Source organism: Streptomyces sp. ISL-100, assembly GCF_018614615.1.
Classification (GTDB): Bacteria; Actinomycetota; Actinomycetes; order Streptomycetales; family Streptomycetaceae; genus Streptomyces.
Genome location: NZ_JAGGOK010000038.1, coordinates 1 through 23,546, shown reverse-complemented (window position 1 = coordinate 23,546; position 23,546 = coordinate 1). Strand labels below are relative to the sequence as shown.

Sequence of the window (23,546 nt, the reverse complement as noted above, 5' to 3'; positions counted from 1 at the left end):
TGACAGGATCGGAGATGTACGTAACGGAACCGCACGCTCAAAGGGGAGCGCCATGGCTGCCAAGCCGCCCGCAGGTGACCCGGTCCAGGACGCGCCGCAGGTCGCGGCGCCCCAGCACGCCGCGGCAGGGCTCCCCGCCATCGGGCACACGCTGAAGATGGCCCAGCAGCAGATGGGCGTGCGCCGCACCGCGCAGACCCTCCTCAAGGTCAACCAGAAGGACGGCTTCGACTGCCCCGGCTGTGCCTGGCCAGAGGAGGACAAACGGCACACGGCGGAGTTCTGCGAGAACGGCGCGAAGGCCGTCGCCGAGGAGGCGACACTGCGCCGAGTCACCCCCGACTTCTTCGCGGCGCACCCTGTCGCCGACCTGGCGACGCGCAGCGGGTACTGGCTGGGCCAGCAGGGCCGCATCACCCAGCCCATGTATCTCGCAGAAGGTGCCGACCGGTACGACGCCGTGACCTGGGAGCGGGCCTTCGAGATCATGGCCGAGGAGCTGAAGGCGCTCGACTCCCCCGACGAAGCCGTCTTCTACACCTCGGGCCGCACCAGTAACGAAGCGGCGTTCCTGCTCCAGCTCTTCGCCCGCGAATTCGGCACCAACAACCTGCCGGACTGCTCCAACATGTGCCACGAGTCGTCGGGCTCGGCCCTGACGCAGACCATCGGTATCGGCAAGGGCAGCGTCTCCCTCGAAGACCTGCACCAGGCCGACCTGATCATCGTCGCCGGGCAGAACCCTGGCACCAACCACCCGCGGATGCTCACCGCCCTGGAGAAGGCCAAGGCCGCCGGCGCGAAGATCATCTCGGTGAACCCGCTGCCCGAAGCCGGACTGGAGCGCTTCAAGAACCCGCAGACCCCCCAGGGCATGATCAAGGGCGCCGCCCTCACCGACCTCTTCCTCCAGATTCGCCTCGGCGGCGACCAGGCCCTCTTCCGCCTGCTCAACAAGCTCATCCTCGAAGCTGACGGCGCCGTCGACGAAGAGTTCGTACGCGACCACACCCACGGATACGAAGAGTTCGCAGCCGCCGCCCGCGACGCCGACTGGGACGAGACCCTCGCCGCGACCGGCCTGGAGCGTACGAAGATCGAGCAGGCCCTCGCCATGGTCCTCGCATCGAAGCGCACCATCGTGTGCTGGGCCATGGGCCTGACCCAGCACAAGCACGCCGTGCCGACGATCCGCGAAGTCGTCAACTTCCTCCTGCTGCGCGGCAACATCGGCCGCCCCGGCGCCGGAGTGTGCCCCGTGCGCGGCCACTCCAACGTGCAGGGCGACCGCACCATGGGCATCTTCGAGCGCCCCGCCCCCGCGTTCCTCGACGCCCTCGACAAGGAATTCGGGATCACCTCACCGCGCCACCACGGATTCGACGTCGTACGGTCCATCCAGGCGCTGCGCGACGGCGAAGCCAAGGTCTTCTTCGCCATGGGCGGCAACTTCGTCGGCGCCACCCCCGACACCGACGTCACCGAAGCCGCGATGCGCAAGGCCCGCCTGACCGTCCACGTGTCGACAAAGCCCAACCGCTCGCACGCCGTCACCGGCGCCCGCGCGCTGATCCTGCCCACCCTCGGACGCACCGACAAGGACGTACAGGCGGGTGGCAAGCAGTTCGTCACCGTCGAGGACTCCATGGGCATGGTGCACGCCTCGCGCGGCAACCTCACCCCCGCGAGCCCGCACCTGCTGTCCGAGCCGGCCATCGTCGCCCGGCTGGCGCGGGCCGTCCTCGGCCCCGCATCAACCACGCCCTGGGAAGACTTCGAGAAGGACTACGGCACGATCCGCGACCGCATCTCCCGCGTCGTTCCCGGCTTCGAGGACTTCAACGCACGCGTCGCCCGCCCCGGCGGCTTCACCCTGCCGCACGCCCCGCGCGACGAGCGCCGCTTCAACACCCCCACCGGCAAGGCCAACTTCACCGCGGCGCCCGTCGAGTACCCCAAGCTCCCCGAAGGCCGGCTGCTGCTCCAGACGCTGCGCTCGCACGACCAGTACAACACCACGATCTACGGTCTCGACGACCGCTACCGGGGCATCAAGGGCGGCCGCCGCGTGGTCCTCGTCAACCCGGACGACGCCCGCGAGCTTGGCCTCGCCGACGGGGCGTACACCGATCTGGTCAGCGAGTGGAAGGACGGCGTCGAGCGGCGCGCTCCCGGCTTCCGCGTGGTGCACTACCCGACCGCGCGCGGCTGCGCGGCCGCCTACTACCCCGAGACCAATGTGCTGGTGCCGCTCGACGCCACCGCGGACACCAGCAACACCCCCGCGAGCAAGTCCGTCGTCGTACGCCTGGAACAATCACCCACCGCCTAAGCGTTCGCTTAAGGACGATGGATGCCGTACGACGATCGGAGCAGGGCCCCATGGGTGAGCAGACCGCAGGTGTGAAGTTCCCGCAAGAGGTCATCGACGAGTACGCCCAGCTGGGCGTCGACCTGCCCGCCCTCTTCTCCGCCGGAGACCTTGGCACCCGCATGGGCGTACAGATCGTCGAGGCCTCCGCGGAGCGCGTCGTCGGCACCATGCCCGTCGAAGGCAACACCCAGCCGTACGGCCTGCTGCACGGCGGGGCCTCCGCCGTGCTCGCCGAGACCCTCGGCTCCATCGGCTCCATGCTGCACGGCGGCGCTTCAAAGCTCGCCGTCGGCGTGGACCTCAACTGCACGCACCACCGGGGCGCCCGCAGCGGCCTGGTGACCGGTGTGGCCACGCCCGTCCACCGCGGACGCTCCACCGCGACGTACGAAATCGTCATCACCGACGAGCACGACAAGCGGGTCTGCACGGCCCGCCTTACGTGCCTGCTGCGCGAGGCAGACGGCGTGAAGGGCTGACCAAGGAACGAGCCGCAGCACCACTGCCGACCCCGGCCGGACCGTCATCCGCGTCCCGGCCGGGTACCGCAGCGTGTAGTCGCAGTCCGTCGAAAGCGGCTGCATGCCCCACTCCGGCCGGCACCCACGGGCCCTCCACGACCCGGCCCTGGCGCGCCTCGGATGTCCCGTTTACGCGCGTCCAGCCAGCCCCGCGAGACGATCTTGAAGACGGTCGGCTCCGTACGGTGCCTCGTCCGGTATACGCACCCCGTGTCCGCTGAGCCCTGGACGCCTCGCCGTAATACACCCGCTACGAGGTGTCCGTTGCCGCACCGGCGGCCCCGGCTTCGGCGACAGCCCGCCGCCCGCGTTCAGCCGCAGCTTCACCTCACGCGTACCAGGCACCGGTCACTCCGACTGCCGCCGCCGGCTGAAGTCGACCTTCGCACCGAGCGTCTCGTTACTCCCGCCGGACGTCGGACAACCGGTCGCGCCGCCCGTCCCCCACACCGTCGATCTGCGCCACCGCGCAGCCGCGCGGTGAGCGCGCACACATTCCACCGCGACCGACCCCATTGACATCAGACCCCAACACCCTTGCCCCCCATGCCTCTTGCCCACCGCCGCCACAACCGGTTCACTGACCCCACCCCCACAGGAGCGCCCATCCCGTCACACCCAAGGGGTTCTCTTGACCGCAGTACGCGTACGTCTGACCGCAGTCACCGCCGGAGCATGCGCACTCGTGCTGGCGGCGGCTCTGCCGTCCTCCGCGATCAACTCGTACAACGCCACGCCCGCCCCCGAGCGCACCGAAGTCGGAGCCCTCGTCGCGACGTGGGACAACGACGCGAACCCCGCCACACCTGACCGCGTCGACTGGGTCTGCTCCGGCACCATGATCGACGCGGATACGTTCCTTACCGCCGCGCACTGCACCACCGACTGGCCCGACAACGTGAAGTTCTACGTCTCCCTCGACCAGGACGTGCAGGCCGGCCTCGACAAGGCCGCGGCCCAGCACCCCGGCAACCCGGCAGCCGTCGCCGAAGCCGTCGCCGTCCAGGGCGCCGCCCACAACCACCCCGCCTACCCGGGCCCCGCTTCCGACACCCACGACATCTCCGTCGTCGAACTTCCCGCGGCCAAGGTCAAGGCCCGTTGGAGCTTCACCCCCGCCACGCTCCCCAAAGCCGGAGCTCTGAACACCCTCGGCCCCCAGGGGCTCAACGACACCTCCTTCACCGTCGCCGGGTACGGCACCCAGGAAGCCCAGCGCGGACCCGGCGGCCACACACACCCCGGCGGCGGCGTCCGCATGCAGGCCCCCGTCACGTACAACGCACTCAACGACGCCTGGCTGCGGCTCTCCATGACCGCCCCCCAGGGCAACGGCGGTGCCTGCTACGGAGATTCGGGCGGCCCCAACTTCGCCACCCTCGCCGGCAAGCGCACCCTCGTCGCCACCACCATCACCGGCGACACCCCCTGCTACGCCACCAACGTCACGTACCGCCTGGACGCCCCCGGAGCGCGCGCCTTCCTCTCCCCGTTCGCAAAGCTGCCGTAAGGCCGCCGCACTGCCTGTTGTGTCACAGATCGTGACGACCTAGCGTTTCCTCATGAGCACGAGACCGCACGCTCCTGCCAGGTACGCCGCGTGCGCGCTCCTGGCCGCACTCGCTGTCGCGGGCTGCTCGGATTCTCCGTCGGCCGCTCAGCCCGCGACGACGGCCTCTGCTCCACAGAAGTCGTCACCCGAAGAGACATGCACAGAACTCGTCTCCTACTGGGCCAAAGAGACACTCAAGGGCAGTAAATGGTCAGGTCTCGACTGGGAACAGAAGGGGCTGTCCAACGAGCAGTACGCCATACACGAGGAGATCGTCGCGGCGGGCCGCGCCGAGGCGAGGCGCCAGGGACGCGAAGCGGGCCTCAAGCTGATCGACCGCGTCGCCAAGCAGAAATGCGCCGCCAAGAACGGCGCCACCGGCAGCTCGGAGAATTGGCGTGCGCCTGAATGATGACCTGAATGCGCGGCGGCAAAGCTTCGGTCGAGTACGCCACCGAGATCGTCTACGCCAACACCCGGTGTACATAAAACCGTTGCACCCTCAACGGCCCCGTCACGGCCCGCAGCGTCACGCTGCAGGTCAGGTTGCACAGGGAGGGCGCACACAGTGGAGCCACCCCTCCTGTGAGGTAACACTGCGTAACAGGAATGCAATACAGAATCGCAGCTTCGCGCTCAACATCGATTACCCAGATGATCCAGCCATTGCCCTTTAGGCCATCTGTCCGGCATCACCATCAAGATCAGCTCTAGCGACACAGCGGAACTGCGCGTTCTCAGCATGTGAGCTTTTCCGCCCATGCTGATATCGACCGTTCTGTCCACACTGCTCCGCCCAGCGTTGGCCTTGGCATAACAAGAGAGTCACATCCTGACTTCACACCTCCACGACCCCTTCACCTGCGCCTAGAGTCACGGCCAGTCACCGCGCCGCCGGGCGCGTCTGCTGCACGGCCCCTGTACCAACCCAGTACGGCCCGGCGATCGTCACGGCACCTCAGCAGAGGAGGCCGCGCCAGGGAAAGGACTTTTCGTGCGACACCGTTCTTTGCTCATACTCACTTCAGTACTCACGACCGGAGCACTGACTCTCACCGCTTGTGGGTCGCGCGACGACAGCAAGGGCGGCGACGACAGCGGTAAGAAGACCACCGTCGTCATCGGTGTAGATGCACCGCTGACCGGCTCCCTCTCCGCGCTCGGCCAGGGCATCAAGAACTCCGTTGACCTCGCGGCCAAGACCGCGAACAAGAACAACGAAGTCCCCGGCATCGAGTTCAAGATCGAAGCCCTCGACGACCAGGCCGTTCCCGCCTCCGGCAAGGCCAACGCCGCCAAGCTCGTCGGCAACAAGGACGTCATCGGAGCCGTCGGCCCGCTGAACTCCGGCGTCGCCCAGTCCATGCAGGGCGACTTCGAGAAAGCCGGCGTCGTCCAGGTCTCCCCGGCCAACACCAACCCGGCGCTGAGCCAGGGCGACAACTGGGGCAAGGGCGAGTTCAAGCGCCCGTTCAAGACCTACTTCCGGACCGCCGCCACGGACGTCGTCCAAGGCAAGTTCGCCGCGCAGTACCTGTACAACGACGCGAAGAAGCGCAAGGTCTACGTCGTCGACGACAAGCAGACCTACGGCGCCGGCCTCGCCGCAATCTTCTCCGCCGAGTTCAAGCGGCTCGGCGGCAAGATCGCCGGGACCGACCACGTCACGGTGAAGGAGACCGACTTCTCCAGCACCGCCGACAAGGTCAAGTCGTCGAAGGCGGACTCCGTCTACTTCGGTGGCCAGTACCCCGAGGGCGGCCTGCTCTCCGACCAGATCAAGAAGACCGGCGCCAAGATCCCCACCATGGGCGGCGACGGCATCTACGACCCGGCCTTCATCAGCGCCTCCGGCGTTGCGAACGACGGTGACTTCGCGACCTCCATCGGTTACCCGGTCGAGAAGCTCCCGACGGCCAAGAAGTTCATCGCCGACTACGAGGCCGCCGGATACAAGGACCCGTACGCGGCCTACGGCGGCTACTCCTACGACGCCGGCTGGGCCATCATCCAGGCCGTCAAGGCCGTCGTCGCAGCCAACGACGGCAAGCTGCCCGACGACGCCCGCGCCAAGGTCGTCGAGGCCATGGCCAAGGTGTCCTTCGACGGTGTAACCGGCAAGGTCGCCTTCGACGAGTTCGGTGACACCACGAACAAGCAGCTCACCGTCTACAAGGTCGAAGGCAAGGTCTGGAAGGACGTCAAGTCCGCCACCTTCGAGGACTGATTCACCGCATGACCAGCACCACCAGCACGACCAGCACCACCAGCACCACCAGCACCACCCGCTCCGCCTGATTCAAACCGCGCGAGGGCGCAACAGCGCCCTCGCGCGGAGTCATATCCGACAAGCTCATCGGAGGCCCTGCGGTGCACGAACTGCCGCAACAGCTGGCCAACGGCCTTGCCCTCGGCGCCCTCTATGGCCTCATAGCCATCGGGTACACCATGGTGTACGGCATCGTCCAGCTCATCAACTTCGCCCACGGCGAGATCTTCATGATCGGGGGCTTCGGCGCCCTCACCGCCTACATCGCGCTCCCCAGCGGAACGTCACTTCTCGTGGCCATTCCCCTCATGATCGTCGGCGGTGCCATCGCATCCGTCGCCGTCGCCACCGCCGCGGAACGCTTCGCCTACCGACCGCTGCGCAACGCGCCACGGCTGGCCCCGCTCATCACCGCAATCGGCCTCTCGATTGTTCTCCAGCAGCTTGTCTGGGGCCTCTACCCCGACGCGAAGAAGCCGCGCAGCTTCCCCGAGTTCCAGGGCGAGTCGTTCAAGATCTTCGATAACCTGTACCTCCAGCGCGCCGACGCCTTCGTCCTTGTCCTCGCCCCCGCGTGCATGCTCGCCCTCGGCCTCTTCGTAGCCAAGAGCCGCAGCGGCCGCGCCATGCAGGCCACCGCGCAGGACCCCGACACCGCGAAGCTGATGGGCATCAACACCGACCGCATCATCGTCATGGCCTTCGCCATCGGTGCCGCGTTCGCAGCCGTCGCAGCCGTCGCGTACGGCCTCGACAAGGGCCAGATCAACTTCGAGATGGGCTTCATCCTCGGACTCAAGGCCTTCACCGCCGCAGTCCTCGGCGGCATCGGCAACATCTACGGAGCCATGGTCGGCGGAGTCGTCCTCGGCCTCGCGGAATCCCTCTCGATCGCCTACATCGAAGAGATTCCCGGGATGCAGCAGCTCGGCGGCGGCGCTTGGGCCAACGTCTGGGCATTCGTACTTCTCATCGTCGTGCTCCTCGTCAGGCCACAGGGCCTGCTCGGCGAGCGCGTCGCGGATCGGGCGTGAGAGCCATGACAACCGACACCACGCAGACCGCCAAGACGGCAACCGCCGACGACAGCGCCCGGGCCGGCCTCTTCCGCTGGCTCACCGCCGCCGGTGGCCTCGCCACCGTCGCCAGCACCTTCCTGTCCTGGACCTACACGGACGAGTTCCCCGGCGACCTCACCGTGTACGGGTACCCCGGCGGCCTCCAGGTCCTCACCCTCGTCGCGGGCCTCCTCACCACCCTGTACGCCCTCGCCGCACTCGGCATCAAGGGCCTGGGCTGGCTGGCCCCCACCGGCACCACCAAGGCCCTGCGCCTGCTCGCCCTCGGCGCCCTCGGCACCACATGGTTCACGGTCATCGCCATCGCCGTCGAACTCGGCGGCGTAGTCAACCTCGAACCCGGCGGCTTCGTCGCAGCCGTAGCCTCCGTCATCCCCGTCGCCGCGGCATTCCAGCTCCCCGACGACACCCGCAAGGCCCAGCGCCCCAAGGAACTCCCCTCCTGGGCCGAGATCCTGATCATCGTCGCCGCCTTCGGCATCGGCCTGTTCGTCGTCACCTACGGCATCGACACCGAGTACGCCGAACTCTTCACCGGCTACATGATCACCGCGGGCTTCGCCGTCGCCGCGCTCTTCAAGGCCGGCCTCATGGCACGCCTCTCGGGGCTCACGGCCAAGTACCGCTCCATCGCGGTAGCAGCCGCGTTCGTCGCCGCAGCGGCCTTCCCGTTCACCCAGAACACCGACCAGTTCACCCTCATCGCGGTCAACATCCTCATCTTCGCGACCGTCGCACTCGGGCTGAACATCGTCGTCGGCCTCGCCGGACTCCTCGACCTCGGATACGTCGCCTTCCTCGGCGTCGGCGCGTACACGGCGGCCCTCGTCTCGGGCACCACCGCATCCGCCTTCGACGTCCAGTTCCCCTTCTGGGCATCCGTCCTCACCGGCGGCGCCGTCTCCCTGATCTTCGGCGTCGTCATCGGAGCCCCCACGCTGCGGCTCCGCGGCGACTACCTCGCCATCGTCACCCTCGGCTTCGGCGAGATCTTCCGCATCACCGTCGGCAACCTCGACGGCGTATCCGGACCGCAGGTCACCAACGGCCCCAACGGCGTACCGAACGTCCCCGACCTCGTCTTCTTCGGATACGACTTCGGCGAATCCCACACCATCGCCGGCTTCGAACTCGGGTCGTACGCCAACTACTACCTGCTGATGCTGCTCGCGATGATCCTCGTGATCCTCGTCTTCAGCCGCGCAGGCAGCTCCCGCATCGGCCGCGCCTGGGTCGCCATCCGCGAGGACGAGACCGCCGCCACCGCCATGGGCATCAACGGCTTCCGGGTCAAGCTCATCGCCTTCGCCCTGGGCGCCACCCTCGCCGGCCTGGCCGGCACGGTCCAGGCACACGTCCAGAGCACCGTGGTCCCCGAGATGTACGTCTTCGCGGGCCCCGTGCCGCCCAACTCCGCCTTCCTCCTCGCCGCCGTCATCCTCGGCGGCATGGGAACCATCAGCGGACCCCTCATCGGCGCCACGCTCCTCTACATGATCCCGGCCAAGCTGCAGTTCCTCCAGGACTACCAGCTCCTCGGCTTCGGCATCGCGCTGATCCTGCTCATGCGGTTCCGCCCCGAAGGCCTCATCGCCAACCGGCGCGCCCAGCTCGAGTACCACGAGACCGACCAACTCGACGTACCGGACAAGGGCCTGACCGACTCCGGCGTCGGCATCACGAAGGCGGGGGCGTGAACGACATGACGACCACCACCGAAAACACCACCGCGACCCCCGAGACCACCACGGTCCTGGACGCCAGCGGCGTCACCATGCGCTTCGGCGGCCTCACCGCCGTACGCTCGGTCGACCTCAAGGTCAACGCCGGAGAGATCGTCGGCCTCATCGGCCCCAACGGCGCCGGTAAGACCACCTTCTTCAACTGCCTCACCGGGCTGTACGTGCCCACCGAAGGCAAGGTCTCCTACAAGGGCACCGTCCTGCCGCCCAAGCCCCACCTCGTCACCCAGGCAGGCATCGCCCGTACCTTCCAGAACATCCGGCTCTTCGCCAACATGACCGTTCTGGAGAACGTCCTCGTCGGACGCCACACCAGGACCAAGGAAGGCCTCTGGTCCGCCCTCCTGCGCGGTCCCGGCTTCAAGAAGGCCGAAGCCGCCTCCCACAAGAGGGCCATGGAGCTGCTCGAGTTCATCGGCCTGGAACACAAGGCCGACCACCTCGCCCGCAACCTCCCCTACGGCGAGCAGCGCAAGCTCGAAATCGCACGCGCCCTCGCCAGCGACCCCGGCCTGCTGCTCCTCGACGAGCCCACCGCCGGCATGAACCCGCAGGAAACCCGGGTCACCGAAGAGCTCATCTTCGCCATCCGGGACCAGGGCATCGCCGTACTCGTCATCGAGCACGACATGCGCTTCATCTTCAACCTCTGCGACCGCGTCGCCTGCCTCGTCCAGGGCGAAAAGCTCGTCGAAGGCACACCCGCCGTCGTCCAGGGCGACGAGCGTGTCGTCGCCGCCTACCTCGGTACGCCCTTCGAAGGCGCACCGGGCGCGGAAGAGGCCGCCGAGGTCGAAGCCGCCGAAGCGGTGGCGGAAGCGGGCGGGGCCAGCAAGGCCAAGACGGCCGAGACAACCGAAGCGGCCGAAGCCACTGAGGCGACCGAGGAAGCTGAAGCTACCGAGGAAGCCGAGCCGACTGAGGCAGCTGAGGCCACCGAGCAAGCCGAGGCGGCCGAGGGCACCGAGGGCACCGAGGGCACCGAGGGCACCACCAGCAAGACCAGCAAGACCAGCCCGGAAGGGGAAACCCAGTGACCGCTCTCCTCGAGGTCGAGGACCTCAGGGTCGCCTACGGCAAGATCGAAGCCGTCAAGGGCATCTCCTTCAGCGTCGAAGCCGGCCAGGTCGTCACCCTCATCGGCACCAACGGTGCGGGCAAGACCACCACCCTGCGGACGCTGTCCGGACTGCTCAAGCCCTCCGGCGGCCGCATCCTCTTCGACGGCAAACCGCTGAGCGGAGTGCCCGCCCACAAGATCGTGTCCCTCGGGCTCGCCCACTCCCCCGAGGGCCGGCACATCTTCCCCCGCCTCACCATCACCGAGAACCTCCAGCTCGGAGCGTTCCTGCGGACCGACAAGGCAGGCATCGAGAAGGACATCCAGCGCGCCTACGACCTCTTCCCCATCCTGGGAGAGCGCCGGAAGCAGGCCGCAGGAACCCTCTCGGGCGGCGAGCAGCAGATGCTGGCCATGGGACGCGCGCTCATGTCCCAGCCCAAGCTCCTGATGCTCGACGAACCGTCGATGGGCCTCTCCCCGATCATGATGCAGAAGATCATGGAGACCATCGTCGAACTCAAGGCGCAGGGCACCACCATCCTGCTCGTCGAGCAGAACGCCCAAGCCGCCCTGTCCCTGGCGGACCAGGCCCATGTGATGGAAGTCGGCACCATCAAGCTCTCCGGCCCCGGCCGCGAGCTGCTCCACGACGAGTCCGTCCGCAAGACGTACCTCGGCGAGGACTGAGCCGTACACAGAGAAGGAGGAGGCCCGCACCCCGAGTCGGGGTGCGGGCCTCCTCCTTCTCTGTCCGACTACTCGCCCTTCGCGGCCTTCTTCTCTTCGGCGTCCTCGATGACCGCCTCCGCGACCTGCTGCATGGACAGGCGACGGTCCATCGACGTCTTCTGGATCCAGCGGAACGCGGCCGGCTCGGTCAGCCCGTACTGCGTCTGCAGCACCGACTTCGCCCGGTCCACCAGCTTCCGCGTCTCCAGCCGCTGGGTGAGGTCCGCGACCTCGTTCTCCAGCGCCTTCAGCTCCGTGAACCGCGACACCGCCATCTCGATGGCCGGTACGACGTCACTCTTGCTGAACGGCTTCACGAGGTACGCCATCGCACCGGCGTCCCGCGCCCGCTCCACGAGATCGCGCTGCGAGAACGCGGTCAGCATGAGCACGGGGGCGATGGACTCCTCGGTGATCTTCTCAGCGGCGGAGATTCCGTCGAGCACGGGCATCTTCACGTCGAGGATGACGAGGTCGGGCCGGTGCTCACGGGCGAGCTCGATGGCCTGCTGCCCGTCACCGGCCTCGCCTACGACCGCGTAGCCCTCTTCTTCGAGCATCTCTTTGAGGTCGAGGCGGATGAGGGCTTCGTCCTCGGCGATGACGACACGGGTCGTCAGCGGCGGGACGTGCGACTTGTTGTCGTCGTCGGCGACGGGCTGGGGCGACTCGGGGGTTGTCACGGGGCTCCTCATTTCAAGGCAGGTGCTGCCACACGAGCCTACCTAGCTCCTGTATGTTTGAGTCACAGCGGGTCTCCGCTATCCTTTCTTTCAAAGGACGCCCCGGTAGTCCAGCGGTAGAGACGATGGATTCAAAACCCATACAGCGTCGGTTCGAATCCGACTCGGGGCACTTTACCTTCGATTCGAAGGTGTGGCATGGTTGGCGATCTTCACTCTTCCCGGTGAACGCCCCTTCGGATTCCTCCTGAGATGCTCCGCACCGAGCCAGGCTCGCTGTCATGTACGACCTTGATACGCGCAAGCACGCCCTGGCACTCGTCGCACAAGGCCGCAGCCTCAACTCCGTCAGCAAACAGACAGGCATCTCCCGCGCTGCGATCCGCGACTGGCTTGTACGGGTCGAACCGCTGCCTCGAGTGCAGGGACAACTTGAGTGCTCCCGCTGCGCACCCGCGCCCGCCCCGCCTGCTGAAGCCGACAACTACGCATACCTACTCGGTCTCTAACCTCGGTGACGGCTGTATCAGCGGGCACCCACGGGGCACGGGCTACTACCTCCGCATCGCCTGTGCCGACGCATGGCCCGGCCTGATCGACGAGTGCCGTAAGGCCATCGCAACCTTGCATCCCGTCGGCGGGGTGTACCTCGTCCAGAAGCAGGGGTGCGTCAGCGTGACGAGCTACAGCAAGCACTGGCCGTGCTGGTTCCCTCAGCACGGCAGCGGCAGGAAGCATCACCGGTCGATCGCTCTCGAACCTTGGCAACAGTCGGTCCTGGACTCGAACCCGTGGGCGTTCATACGTGGGCTCATCCACTCCGACGGATGCCGGATCACCAACTGGACTGAGAAGGTCGTCGGCGGCGAGCGGAAGCGTTACGAGTACCCGCGCTACTTCTTCAGCAACAAGTCGGACGACATCCGCAAGTTGTTCAGCGACACCCTGACCAACGTTGGAGTGGAGTGGACGATGCTCGCTCGGGGCAGCGACCCGTTCAACATCTCGATCGCACGCAAAGCGTCCGTCGCGTTGATGGACGCGCACGTCGGGCCGAAGCACTGACGCCGTACAGGTAGGGCCCCCTGGGGTGTGGGGGCCCGTTGCCCTTGCCGGCAGGGTTACTTGGCGGCGGGGTCGTCTTCGCCGATGTGGTGGACGCGGACGAGGTTGGTGGAGCCTGCGATGCCGGGTGGGGAGCCGGCGGTGATGATCACGACGTCACCCTTCTTGCAGCGGCCGATGCGCAGGAGGTGTTCGTCGACCTGGGCGACCATGGCGTCGGTGGAGTCGACGTGGGGGCCGAGCAAGGTTTCGACGCCCCAGGTGAGGTTGAGCTGGGAGCGGGTCGCCGGGTCGGGGGTGAAGGCGAGCAGTGGGATGGGTGAGCGGTAGCGGGAGAGGCGTTTGACGGTGTCGCCGGACTGGGTGAAGGCGACGAGGAATTTGGCGCCGAGGAAGTCGCCGATGTCTGCGGCGGCTCGGGCGACGGCTCCGCCCTGGGTGCGGGGCTTGTTGCGTTCGGTCAGCGGCGGCAGGCCCTTGGCGAGGATGTCTTCCTCTGCCGCTTCGACGATGCGGCCCATGGTTTTGACCGTCTCGATGGGGTATTTGCCGACGCTGGTTTCGCCGGAAAGCATGACGGCGTCGGTGCCGTCGATGACGGCGTTGGCGACGTCGGAGGCTTCGGCGCGCGTGGGGCGGGAGTTTTCGATCATCGAGTCGAGCATTTGGGTGGCGACGATGACCGGTTTGGCGTTGCGCTTGGCGAGTTTAATGGCGCGCTTCTGAACGATCGGGACTTGTTCGAGGGGCATTTCGACGCCGAGGTCGCCGCGGGCGACCATGATGCCGTCGAAGGCGGCGACGATGTCGTCGATGTTTTCGACGGCCTGCGGCTTTTCGATCTTTGCGATTACGGGGAGGTGGCGGCCTTCTTCCTTCATGATGCGGTGGACGTCTGCGATGTCGTGTCCGCTGCGTACGAAGGAGAGGGCGATGATGTCGGCTCCGGTGCGCAGGGCCCAGCGGAGGTCTTCGATGTCTTTTTCGGAGAGTGCGGGTACGGAGACGGCGACGCCGGGGAGGTTGAGGCCTTTGTGGTCGGAGACCATGCCTCCTTCGATGACGAGGGTTTGGACGCGGGGTCCGTCGATGCCGGTGACTTCAAGGGTGACTTTGCCGTCGTCGACGAGGATGCGTTCGCCTGTGGTGACGTCGGTGGCGAGGCCTTCGTAGGTGGTGCCGCAGGTGTGGCGGTCGCCTTCGACGGGTTCGACGGTGATGGTGAAGTCGTCGCCTCGTTCAAGGAGTACGGGTCCTTCGCGGAAGCGTCCGAGGCGGATCTTCGGGCCTTGAAGGTCGGCGAGTACGCCGACGCTGCGGCCGGTCTCGTCGGAGGCTTTGCGTACGCGCTGGTAGCGCTCCTCGTGTTCGGCGTAGGTGCCGTGGCTGAGGTTGAAGCGGGCGATGTCCATTCCGGCTTCGACCAGTGCCTTGATCTGGTCGTATGTGTCGGTGGCGGGGCCTAGGGTACAAACGATTTTTGCTCGGCGCATACGTCGAGCCTAGGCCTTACCAGCCAGTAGACAATTGGCTCCGCATGACTGTCCAACAACCTTTGCATGAAGGGATATTGACAAGTGTTGAATTGTGCGCGGGGGCGCTCTGATGAGCAGTCAGAGTTGGGGTGGGGTCATGATGAAGCGGGCGTTCACGAGGGCGTGGATTGTTTGGCGTTGGGGTTCGAGGTCGAGGGCGGGGGCGTCTTCCGCCATTTCGGCTGTCGCGGCGCGGGTGCGGCCGGCGAAGCCGCCTGCGAAGCCGACGCGTACGGGGTGGGCGTCTTCCGCTCCGGGGTCGGCCAGTTCGACGAGGGCCGCGAGGTCGGCGCCGAGGGCCTGGGCGTATTCGCGGGCGCGTTTGACGGCTTCCCGTACGGCTTGGCGGCGGACTTCGCCGTAGGCGGGTGAATCGGGGCGCATGGACCACCAGGGGCCGTCGACCTGGGTGAGTTCGAGGTCGGCGAGGCGGGTGGTGAGTTCGCCCAGTGCGGTGAAGTCGGTGAGTACGGCGGTGATGTGGACGCGTCCGTGGTAGGCGCGAATGCGGTCGCTCCGGCCGTGGCGCGTGAGTTCGGGGCTGATGGAGAAGGCGCCGGTTTCCAGCTTTTCGACGGCGTCGCCGTAGGTTTTGACGAGGTCGAGGGCAAGCGCGTTGCGCCGGGTGAGGTCTTCGAGTGCGGTGCGGCGGTCCGTTCCGCGGGCGCTGACGGTGATGCCGATGTGGGCGATTTCGGGGTCGAATTCGAGGCTTGCTTCGCCTTGGACGGCGAGGCGGGGTGCTTGGGGGGTGCCGTACGGGGCTGAGTGGTTCGCTGCGGGATTCCTGGGTTCGTCGGTCACGCTTCCCACTGTCGCACTCGGGTGTGACAGCGGGGTGGTCATCAGATCGAAACCCGCTGGGGGTGTTGCTGATGTGGCTCGTTGGGCCAGAATCTACGCGCGTCACGTTGTGCGACAGAAGCACAGAACGAGGAGACAACAATGCCGCTGAACCGTAGGACGTTCCTGGGCCGCTCGGCCGCCGCCGGAGCCGGTGTGGCCGGTGTGGCCATAGCGGGCGGGGCTGTCGCCGCGCCCGCAGAAGCACATGGCCACGGCCCCGGCCCCGGGCGTCCGCCGAAGCGGTACTCCTTCACCGTCATGGGCACCACCGACCTGCACGGCAATGTCTTCAACTGGGACTACTTCACGGACAAGGAGTTCGACGACAAGGCGCACAACGATGTGGGCCTGGCGAAGATCTCCACCCTGGTGAACCAGATCCGCGAGGAGAAGGGCCGCCGTAACACGCTGCTCATCGACGCGGGCGACACCATCCAGGGAACGCAGCTGTCGTACTACTACGCCAAGGTCGACCCGATCACCGCCAAGCACGGCCCTGTGCACCCCATGGCACAGTCGATGAACGCCATCGGATACGACGCGGCCGCTCTCGGGAACCACGAGTTCAACTACGGCATACCGGTGCTGCGCAAGTTCGAGGAGCAGTGCGACTTTCCGCTCCTCGGTGCGAACGCTCTGGACGCGAAGACGCTGCGTCCGGCGTTCCCTCCGTACTTCATGAAGAGGCTGCGTACGCCGCACGGCCGTGATGTGCGGGTGGCGGTGCTCGGTCTGACGAACCCGGGTATCGCGATCTGGGACAAGCAGAACGTGCAGGGGAAGATGACGTTCCCGGGTCTGGAGGAGCAGGCGGCGAAGTGGGTGCCGAAGCTGCGTTCCATGGGTGCGGATGTTGTCATCGTTTCGGCGCACTCCGGATCGAGCGGCACGTCGTCGTACGGTGATCAGCTTCCGTACGTCGAGAACGCGGCGGGTCTGGTGGCCGAGCAGGTTCCCGGGATCGACGCGATCCTCGTCGGGCACGCGCACACGGAGATCGCCGAGTACTTCGTGGAGAACAAGGAGACGGGCAAGAAGGTCGTCCTGTCGGAGCCGCTCAAGTGGGGTCAGCGGCTGACGCTGTTCGACTTCGACCTGGTGTGGTCGAAGGGCCGCTGGGTGGTGGAGAAGGTGGGGGCGAAGGTCCTCAACTCCAATACGGTCGCCGAGGACCCGGAGATCACGAAGCTGCTCGGTGACGAGCACGAGAAGGTCGTGGCGTACGTCAATCAGGTCATCGGTACGTCGACGGCCGCGATGACGACGGCGCAGGCGCCGTGGAAGGACGAGCCGCTGATCGACCTGATCAATCACGTACAGGTGGAGACGGTGAAGGCGGCGCTGGCGGGCGGGGCGTATGCGGCGTTGCCGGTGCTGTCGCAGGCGTCGTGTTTCTCGCGGACGGCGGCGGTGCCGGCGGGCAAGGTGACGATCAAGGATGCGGCGGGTCTGTATCCGTTCGAGAACACGCTTGAGGCGCGGCTGCTGACTGGTGCGCAGCTGAAGGAGTACTTGGAGTTCTCGGCGCGGTATTACGTGCAGACGGCGGCAGGGGCTCCGGTGGACACGTCGAAGCTGACGAATGCGGGGAACACTCCGGATTACAACTACGACGTGGTGTCGGGTCTGACGTACGAGATCGACATCGCGAAGCCGGCCGGTTCGCGGATCGTGAACCTCGCTTTCGAGGGCAGGCCGGTCGACGCGGCGGCGGAGTTTGTGCTGGCGGTGAACAACTATCGGGCGAGTGGTGGTGGGGCGTTTCCGCACATCGCGGGGGCGAAGCAGTTGTGGGCGAATTCGGAGGAGATCCGGAACACGATCATTACGTGGGTGAAGGCGAAGGGCACGCTGGATCCGGCGGAGTTCGCGGCGGTGGGCTGGAAGCTGACGCGGGACGGTGTGCCGGTGTTCTAGGCGGGGTGCGCGTCAGTGGCCCTGGGCCAGCGGGGTCAGGGCCGGTTGCTGTGCGGGGACTCTGGGGGCCTCGCGGCGTTCCAGGCCGAAGCTGGTGAACGCCGTGCGGCGCGGCAGTGGGTAGGGGTCCAGTCCTGTGAGCGAGTTGAGGATCGTCGCGCTGCGCCACGCGGCGAGGCCGAGGTCGGGCGCACCCACGCCGTGGGTGTGCCGCTCGGCGTTCTGTACGTACACGGATCCGGTCACGGCGGGGTCGAGAACGATACGGAACTGGTCGTCGATCCGGGGCCGGTCGGCCGCGTCGCGGCGGATGTAGGGGTCGAGTCCGGCGAGGAGTCGTCCCAGGGGGCGTTCGCGGTAGCCGGTGGCGAGGATGACGGCGTCGGTGGTGAGGCGGGAGCGGGTGCCTTGCTGGATGTGTTCGAGGTGGAGTTCGACCTTGGTGGTGCCGACGCGGCCGGCGGTGCGTACGGAGACTCCGGGGGTGAGGACCGCGTCGGGCCAGCCGCCGTGGAGGGTGCGCTGGTACAGCTCGTCGTGGATGGCGGCGATGGTGTCGGCGTCGATGCCTTTGTGCAGCTGCCACTGGCGCGGGCCGAGGTCGTCGCGTACGGACTCGGGGAGGGCGTGGAAGTACCGGCTGTAGTCGGGGGTGAAGTGCTCCAGGCCGAGCTTGGAGTACTCCATGGGGGCGAAGGCCTCGGTCCTGGCGAGCCAGGTGATCTTTTCGCGGCCGGCGGGGCGGGCTCGGAGGAGGTCGAGGAAGACTTCCGCGCCGGACTGTCCCGATCCGATGACGGTGATGTGTTCGGCTGCCAGGAGCCGTTCGCGGTGGTCGAGGTATGCGGAGGAGTGGATGACGGGGACGGTGGGGACTTCGGCGAGTGGTTTGAGGGGTTCGGGGATGTACGGCGCGGTGCCGACGCCCAGGGCGACGTTGCGGGTGTAGGCGCGGCCGAGGGCTTCGGCTTCGCCGTCGGTGTCGAGCTGGGTGAAGTCGACTTCGAAGGCGTCGCGTTCGGCGTTCCAGCGGACGGCGTCGACCTGGTGGCCGAAGTGGAGTCCGGGGAGGTTGTCGCTGACCCAGCGGCAGTAGGCGTCGTATTCGGCGCGCTGGATGTGGAAGCGCTCGGCGAAGTAGAAGGGGAAGAGCCGTTCGCGGGTGCGCAGGTAGTTGAGGAAGGACCAGGGGCTCGCGGGGTCGGCGAGGGTGACGAGGTCGGCGAGGAAGGGGACTTGGAGGGTGGCGCCTTCGATGAGGAGGCCGGGGTGCCAGTGGAAGGCGGGGCGTTGTTCGTAGAAGGCGGTGGCGAGGCCGCCGTGTACGCCGTCGGCGAGCGCGGCGAGGGAGAGGTTGAAGGGGCCGATGCCGATGCCGACCAGGTCGTGGGGCTGTTCGGGTTCTTGGTGCTGGGGGGCGGCGGTCATCGGTGGGTGCTGCCTTCCGGAAGTGACAGGGGTGAGAGGAGTGCGAGGAGTGTTGCTAGGTCATGGGGGGTGGTGTGGGGGTTGAGGATGGTGGCTTTGAGCCAGAGCCGGCCGTCGGCGGGGGCGCGGCCGAGGACGGCGCGGCCTTCGGTGAGGAGGGTGCGGCGGATGGTGGCGATTTCGGTGTCGTCGGCGCCGGTGGGGCGGAAGAGGACGGTGCTGAGGGTGGGCCGGTCGTGGAGTTCGAGGCCGGGGGTTTTTTCGACGAGGTCGGCGAGGTGCTGGGCGGCGGCGCAGGTGCGGTCGACGAGGTCGGCGAGTCCTTGCCGGCCGAGGGCGCGGAGCGTGACGGCGATCTTGAGGATGTCGGGGCGTCGGGTCGTACGCAGGGAGCGGCCGAGGAGGTCGGGGAGGCCGGCTTCGGTGTCGTCGTCGGCGTTGAGGTAGTCGGCCTGGTGGCCGAGGGGGGCCAGGGCGGCGGTGTCGGGGACGGCGAGGAGTCCTGCGGCGACGGGCTGCCAGCCGAGTTTGTGCAGGTCGAGGGTGACGCTGTGGGCGCGGTCGAGGCCGGCGAGGCGGTTTTTGTGTACGTCGCTGAAGAGGAGGGGGCCGCCGTACGCGGCGTCGACGTGCAGTTCGGCGTTGTGGCGTGCGCAGAGGTCGGCGATTTCGGGGAGTGGGTCGATGCGGCCGGTGTCGGTGGTGCCGGCGGTGGCGGCGACGAGGAGGGGCGGGTGGTGGTGCAGGTCGGTGAGGGCTTCGTCGAGTGCGGCGAGGTCGATGACGCCGGCAGGGGCGGGGACGGTCACCGGTTCGGGGAGGCCGAGGAACCAGGCGGCGCGGGGCAGGGAGTGGTGGGCGTTGGCGCCGTGGACGAGTTGTACGGGGCCGTGGCGTTCGCGGGCCAACAGGAGCGCGAGCTGGTTGGATTCGGTGCCGCCGGTGGTGACGAGGGCGTCGGGTGCGGGCGCGTTGGGGTAGACCTCGGCGGCGATCGTACGGGCGACTTCGGCTTCCAGGGCTGAGGCGGCGGGGGCCTGGTCCCAGGAGTCCATGGACGGGTTGAGCGCGGACGCGGCGAGGTCGGCGGCGACGGCGAGTGCGAGCGGCGGGGTGTGGAGGTGCGCGACGCACAGGGGGTCGGCCGGGTCCGCAGCGCCTTCGGTGAGGGCGCGGACGAGGGTACGGAGTGCTTCTTCGGCTCCGGTGCCGGTGGCGGGCAGGACGGGCCGGCTCGCGTCCAGAAGTCGTTCGGTGACGGCACCGGGTCCGCCGGCGGGGAGGGGTCCGCCTCGGGCGGCGGCGCCGGTGTGGAGGGCGTCCAGGACGGTGTCGATCAGCGGCCGCAGAGCGGCGGCCCCACCTGCACCGCCGGCGAGGGGCGGGAGGGGGATGCCGGGGGGCGGCGTACTCATGCGGGGTCCTTCGGGTGCGCTTCGGCTGGCACACCAGCGTGTACAGGCATGAGCCGGTGCGTCCGGAGTGCTCAACGATCTCAACCCGAAAGTGGTACTGCCGTGCGTGTTGGGGAGAGTCGGGTTCGGCGGAGCTGATATGGGGGCTGGCCGGGGGCGCGATGGCCGCGCCCGCGCCCGTGGCGGTGGCACTGGCGGTGGCCGGGGCCGTGGGGTGGCTGCGGCCGTGGACCATGGCTGCCGTCCGAGGTGGTGACGGCGGTAGCCTCGACCGGGGCAGGGCAGGACAACCCAGGCCCGCTCGCCGCCGCCCGGGGGTGGTGTCCGCGGTAGCTGCGACAGCGGACACCACCGGGGCGGTGGCCGGGGCCGGGACCGTGGGATGGCTGTTACCGGGGACCATGGCGGCCGTCCGAGGTGGCGACGGCGGTAGCCGCGAGGCGACCGAGGCGGTGGCCGCGGCCGGGACCGCGACGCGTGGGGTGGCTGAGACCGGGGACCATGACTGCCGTCCGAGGTGGCGACGGCGGTAGCCGCGAGGCGGCCACGACCGTGGCCGTGGCCAGGGCACGTGCGGTTGCTGCGACCGGGGACCATGGCTGCCGCCAGAGAGGTGGCCGGGGCCGCGGCCGCAGACACGGCCGGGAGGCGTGGGGTCGCTGCGACCGGGGATCATGACTGCCGTTTTCCGCCCGTGGTGGCGGCGCTGGTTGCGGCAGCCGCCGCGACCGGGGCGGTGGCAGGGCCGGGGCCCTGGCCGCCGTTACTCGTTGCGTATTCGAACAGCTGGGGAGCGCAACGGAGTTGGACGCAGCATCCCGTGACATCCATCCACGTGATCTGTCTGCCGTGCCCTGGCGGTTCTTCGGTGTCTCCTGGTATCCGCCAGTGGCTCGGTCAGGCGCCGACGTAGGCCGCGAGGTGCTCGCCGGTGAGGGTGGAGCGGGCGGCGACGAGGTCGGCGGGTGTGCCCTCGAAGACGATCCGGCCGCCGTCGTGGCCGGCGCCGGGGCCGAGGTCGATGATCCAGTCGGCGTGCGCCATGACCGCCTGGTGGTGCTCGATGACGATGACCGACTTGCCGGAGTCGACGAGCCGGTCGAGCAGGCCGAGCAGCTGCTCGACGTCGGCGAGGTGAAGGCCGGTGGTCGGCTCGTCGAGGACGTACACGCCGCCCTTCTCGGCCATGTGGGTGGCCAGCTTGAGCCGCTGTCGCTCGCCGCCGGACAGCGTGGTGAGCGGCTGGCCGAGGGTGAGGTAGCCGAGCCCGACGTCGGCGAGGCGGCCGAGGATGCGGTGCGCGGCCGGCGTGCGCGCCTCGCCGGCGGCGAAGAACTCCTCGGCCTCGGTCACCGACATCGCGAGCACCTCGCTGATGTCGCGGCCGCCGAGGTGGTGGTCGAGGACCGATGCTTCAAACCGCTTCCCCTCGCACTCCTCGCAGGTGGTGGCGACGCCGGCCATCATCGCCAGGTCGGTGTAGATGACGCCGATGCCGTTGCAGGTGGGACAGGCGCCCTCGGAGTTGGCGCTGAACAGGGCCGGCTTCACGCCGTTGGCCTTCGCGAACGCCTTACGGATCGGGTCGAGCAGTCCGGTGTACGTCGCCGGGTTGCTCCGTCGCGAGCCCTTGATCGCTCCCTGGTCGACCGAGACGACACCCGACTCGGCGGCTCCTGAACCGTGCACCAGCGATCCGTGGATCAGTGAGCTCTTGCCGGAGCCGGCGACGCCGGTGACCACGCAGAGCACCCCGAGCGGGATGTCGACGTCGACGTCCTGGAGGTTGTGGCGGGTGGCGCCGCGGATCTCCAGCGTGCCGGTGGGTTTGCGCACCGGCTCCTTGAGGGTGGCGCGGTCGTCGAGATGGCGGCCGGTGACGGTGCCGCCGGCCCGCAGCCCTTCGACGGTGCCCTCGAAGCAGACGGTGCCGCCCGCCGTACCGGCGCCGGGGCCGAGGTCCACGACGTGGTCGGCGATCGCGATCGTCTGCGGCTTGTGCTCCACGACGAGCACCGTGTTGCCTTTGTCCCGCAGTCGCAGCAGCAGGTCGTTCATCCGCTGGATGTCGTGGGGGTGCAGGCCGACGGTGGGCTCGTCGAAGACGTAGGTCGTGTCGGTGAGCGAGGAGCCGAGGTGGCGGATCATCTTGACGCGCTGGGCCTCGCCGCCCGACAGCGTGCCCGACGGCCGGTCGAGGGAGAGGTAGCCGAGACCGATCTCCACGAACGAGTCGAGGGTCCCCAGCAGCGCGGCGAGCAGCGGTGCGACCGACGGCTCGTCGAGGCCACGGACCCATTCGGCCAGGTCACTGATCTGCATCAGGCACGCGTCGGCGATGCTGATCCCCTTGATCTTCGACGACCGGGCCGCCTCGCTGAGCCGGGTGCCGTCGCATTCGGGGCAGGTGGTGAAGGTGACCGCCCGGTCCACGAACGCCCGGATGTGCGGCTGCATCGCCTCCCGGTCCTTGGAGAGGAACGACTTCTGGATCTTGGGGATCAGCCCCTCGTAGGTGAGGTTGACGCCCTCGACCTTCACCTTGGTCGGCTCCCGGTAGAGGAAGTTCTGCATCTCCTTCTTGGTGAACTCGCGGATCGGCTTGTCCGGGTCGAGCAAGCCCGACTCGGCGTAGACCCGCACGGTCCAGAAGCTGTCCGACTTCCAGCCGGGGATGGTGAACGCGCCCTCGGCGATCGACTTGGAGTCGTCGTAGAGCTGTGTGAGGTCGATGTCGGAGACCGCGCCCCGGCCTTCGCAGCGCGTACACATGCCGCCTGTGCGGGTGAAGGTCGCCTTCTGGGTCTTGGTCTTGCCGGCGCCGCGTTCGACCGTGATCGCACCGCTCGCCCGGACTGATGCGACGTTGAAGGAGAACGCGTTGGGCGAGCCGATGTGCGGCTGCCCGAGCCGGCTGAAGAGGATGCGCAGCATCGCGTTGGCGTCGGTGGCGGTGCCGACTGTGGAGCGGGGGTCGGCACCCAGCCGCTGCTGGTCGACGATGATCGCGGTCGTCAGCCCATCGAGTACGTCGACCTCGGGCCGGGCCAGCGTCGGCATGAAGCCCTGCACGAAGGCGCTGTAGGTCTCGTTGATCAGCCGCTGCGACTCCGCGGCGATCGTGCCGAACACCAGAGAGCTCTTGCCCGAGCCGGATACGCCGGTGAACACGGTCAGTCGGCGCTTCGGGATCTCGACGCTGACGTCCTTGAGGTTGTTCACGCGCGCGCCGTGCACGCGGATCAGATCGTGGCTGTCGGCAACCTGCGGCGCGGGGGACTGCGTGTCCGTCCTCGTGACCGTGCTCAGTCGGGTAGGACCGGCCGGT

At 67.9% G+C, this 23,546-nt stretch carries 16 protein-coding genes, 1 tRNA gene and 1 pseudogene; 12 read left to right on the top strand and 6 right to left on the bottom strand.

Annotated features, from left to right (window positions below):
• Positions 1-52: 52 nt before the first annotated feature.
• From J7E89_RS17525 to J7E89_RS17485, 9 genes are all read left to right on the top strand, one after another.
• Entirely contained in the window at positions 53-2,332 is a 2,280-nt protein-coding gene (locus tag J7E89_RS17525; RefSeq protein ID WP_214974525.1) for an FdhF/YdeP family oxidoreductase, read from the top strand.
• 50 nt (positions 2,333-2,382) lie between these two features.
• Positions 2,383-2,853: a PaaI family thioesterase gene (locus J7E89_RS17520; RefSeq protein WP_214974524.1), complete on the top strand. Its 471-nt coding sequence runs from the start codon at positions 2,383-2,385 to the stop codon at positions 2,851-2,853.
• Positions 2,854-3,526: 673 nt separating this feature from the next.
• Positions 3,527-4,405, top strand: a complete 879-nt coding sequence (locus tag J7E89_RS17515) for a trypsin-like serine protease (RefSeq protein WP_214974523.1) — start codon at positions 3,527-3,529, stop codon at positions 4,403-4,405.
• 52 nt (positions 4,406-4,457) lie between these two features.
• Complete coding sequence (locus J7E89_RS17510; RefSeq protein WP_214974522.1) at positions 4,458-4,859, top strand: hypothetical protein; 402 nt, start codon at positions 4,458-4,460, stop codon at positions 4,857-4,859.
• Between the two features lie 582 nt (positions 4,860-5,441).
• Positions 5,442-6,674 (top strand): branched-chain amino acid ABC transporter substrate-binding protein, encoded by a 1,233-nt coding sequence (locus J7E89_RS17505; RefSeq protein WP_214974520.1) that lies wholly within the window; start codon positions 5,442-5,444, stop codon positions 6,672-6,674.
• A gap of 143 nt (positions 6,675-6,817) precedes the next feature.
• Positions 6,818-7,750 carry a branched-chain amino acid ABC transporter permease gene (locus tag J7E89_RS17500; RefSeq protein WP_214974518.1) on the top strand — a complete coding sequence of 311 codons (933 nt, stop codon included), beginning with the start codon at positions 6,818-6,820 and terminating at the stop codon, positions 7,748-7,750.
• Positions 7,751-7,755: 5 nt separating this feature from the next.
• Positions 7,756-9,492, top strand: coding sequence for a branched-chain amino acid ABC transporter permease (locus J7E89_RS17495; protein WP_214974516.1), 1,737 nt, complete (start codon positions 7,756-7,758; stop codon positions 9,490-9,492).
• 5 nt (positions 9,493-9,497) lie between these two features.
• A complete protein-coding gene (locus J7E89_RS17490) occupies positions 9,498-10,574 on the top strand; it encodes an ABC transporter ATP-binding protein (protein ID WP_214974666.1) in 1,077 nt (358 codons plus the stop codon).
• Positions 10,571-11,287 (top strand): ABC transporter ATP-binding protein, encoded by a 717-nt coding sequence (locus J7E89_RS17485; RefSeq protein WP_214974514.1) that lies wholly within the window; start codon positions 10,571-10,573, stop codon positions 11,285-11,287. The genes J7E89_RS17490 and J7E89_RS17485 overlap by 4 nt, the downstream gene beginning before the upstream one ends.
• A 68-nt stretch (positions 11,288-11,355) precedes the next feature.
• On the opposite strand, the gene J7E89_RS17480 is transcribed toward J7E89_RS17485, so the two are convergent.
• A complete protein-coding gene (locus J7E89_RS17480) occupies positions 11,356-12,012 on the bottom strand; it encodes an ANTAR domain-containing response regulator (RefSeq protein ID WP_138895096.1) in 657 nt (218 codons plus the stop codon).
• A 99-nt stretch (positions 12,013-12,111) separates the two neighbouring features.
• On the opposite strand from J7E89_RS17480, the gene J7E89_RS17475 reads away from it, so the two are divergent.
• Together J7E89_RS17475 and J7E89_RS17470 are read left to right on the top strand one after the other, a co-directional pair.
• Positions 12,112-12,184: transfer RNA gene (locus tag J7E89_RS17475), tRNA-Leu, on the top strand.
• 109 nt (positions 12,185-12,293) lie between these two features.
• Positions 12,294-13,077: pseudogene (locus J7E89_RS17470) on the top strand (transcriptional regulator).
• 56 nt (positions 13,078-13,133) lie between these two features.
• Here the strand turns inward: J7E89_RS17470 and pyk are convergent.
• Positions 13,134-14,570 carry a pyruvate kinase gene (pyk, locus tag J7E89_RS17465; protein WP_214974512.1) on the bottom strand — a complete coding sequence of 479 codons (1,437 nt, stop codon included), beginning with the start codon at positions 14,568-14,570 and terminating at the stop codon, positions 13,134-13,136.
• Positions 14,571-14,690: 120 nt separating this feature from the next.
• Positions 14,691-15,416: an SIMPL domain-containing protein gene (locus tag J7E89_RS17460; protein WP_374196832.1), complete on the bottom strand. Its 726-nt coding sequence runs from the start codon at positions 15,414-15,416 to the stop codon at positions 14,691-14,693.
• 141 nt (positions 15,417-15,557) lie between these two features.
• On the opposite strand from J7E89_RS17460, the gene J7E89_RS17455 reads away from it, so the two are divergent.
• Positions 15,558-17,375: a bifunctional UDP-sugar hydrolase/5'-nucleotidase gene (locus J7E89_RS17455; protein ID WP_214974509.1), complete on the top strand. Its 1,818-nt coding sequence runs from the start codon at positions 15,558-15,560 to the stop codon at positions 17,373-17,375.
• A gap of 12 nt (positions 17,376-17,387) precedes the next feature.
• Here the strand turns inward: J7E89_RS17455 and J7E89_RS17450 are convergent, their stop codons facing one another.
• The 3 genes from J7E89_RS17450 to J7E89_RS17440 all read right to left on the bottom strand — a co-directional run bounded on the left by J7E89_RS17450 (position 17,388) and on the right by J7E89_RS17440 (position 23,527).
• Entirely contained in the window at positions 17,388-18,803 is a 1,416-nt protein-coding gene (locus tag J7E89_RS17450) for a lysine N(6)-hydroxylase/L-ornithine N(5)-oxygenase family protein (protein WP_214974508.1), read from the bottom strand.
• Positions 18,800-20,197, bottom strand: coding sequence for an aminotransferase class V-fold PLP-dependent enzyme (locus J7E89_RS17445; RefSeq protein WP_214974663.1), 1,398 nt, complete (start codon positions 20,195-20,197; stop codon positions 18,800-18,802). The genes J7E89_RS17450 and J7E89_RS17445 overlap by 4 nt, the downstream gene beginning before the upstream one ends.
• Before the next feature lie 918 nt (positions 20,198-21,115).
• The gene (locus tag J7E89_RS17440) at positions 21,116-23,527 is read right to left on the bottom strand and encodes an excinuclease ABC subunit UvrA (protein WP_214974661.1); all 2,412 of its coding nucleotides are present in this window, start codon (positions 23,525-23,527) and stop codon (positions 21,116-21,118) included.
• Between the last annotated feature and the right edge of the window lie 19 nt (positions 23,528-23,546).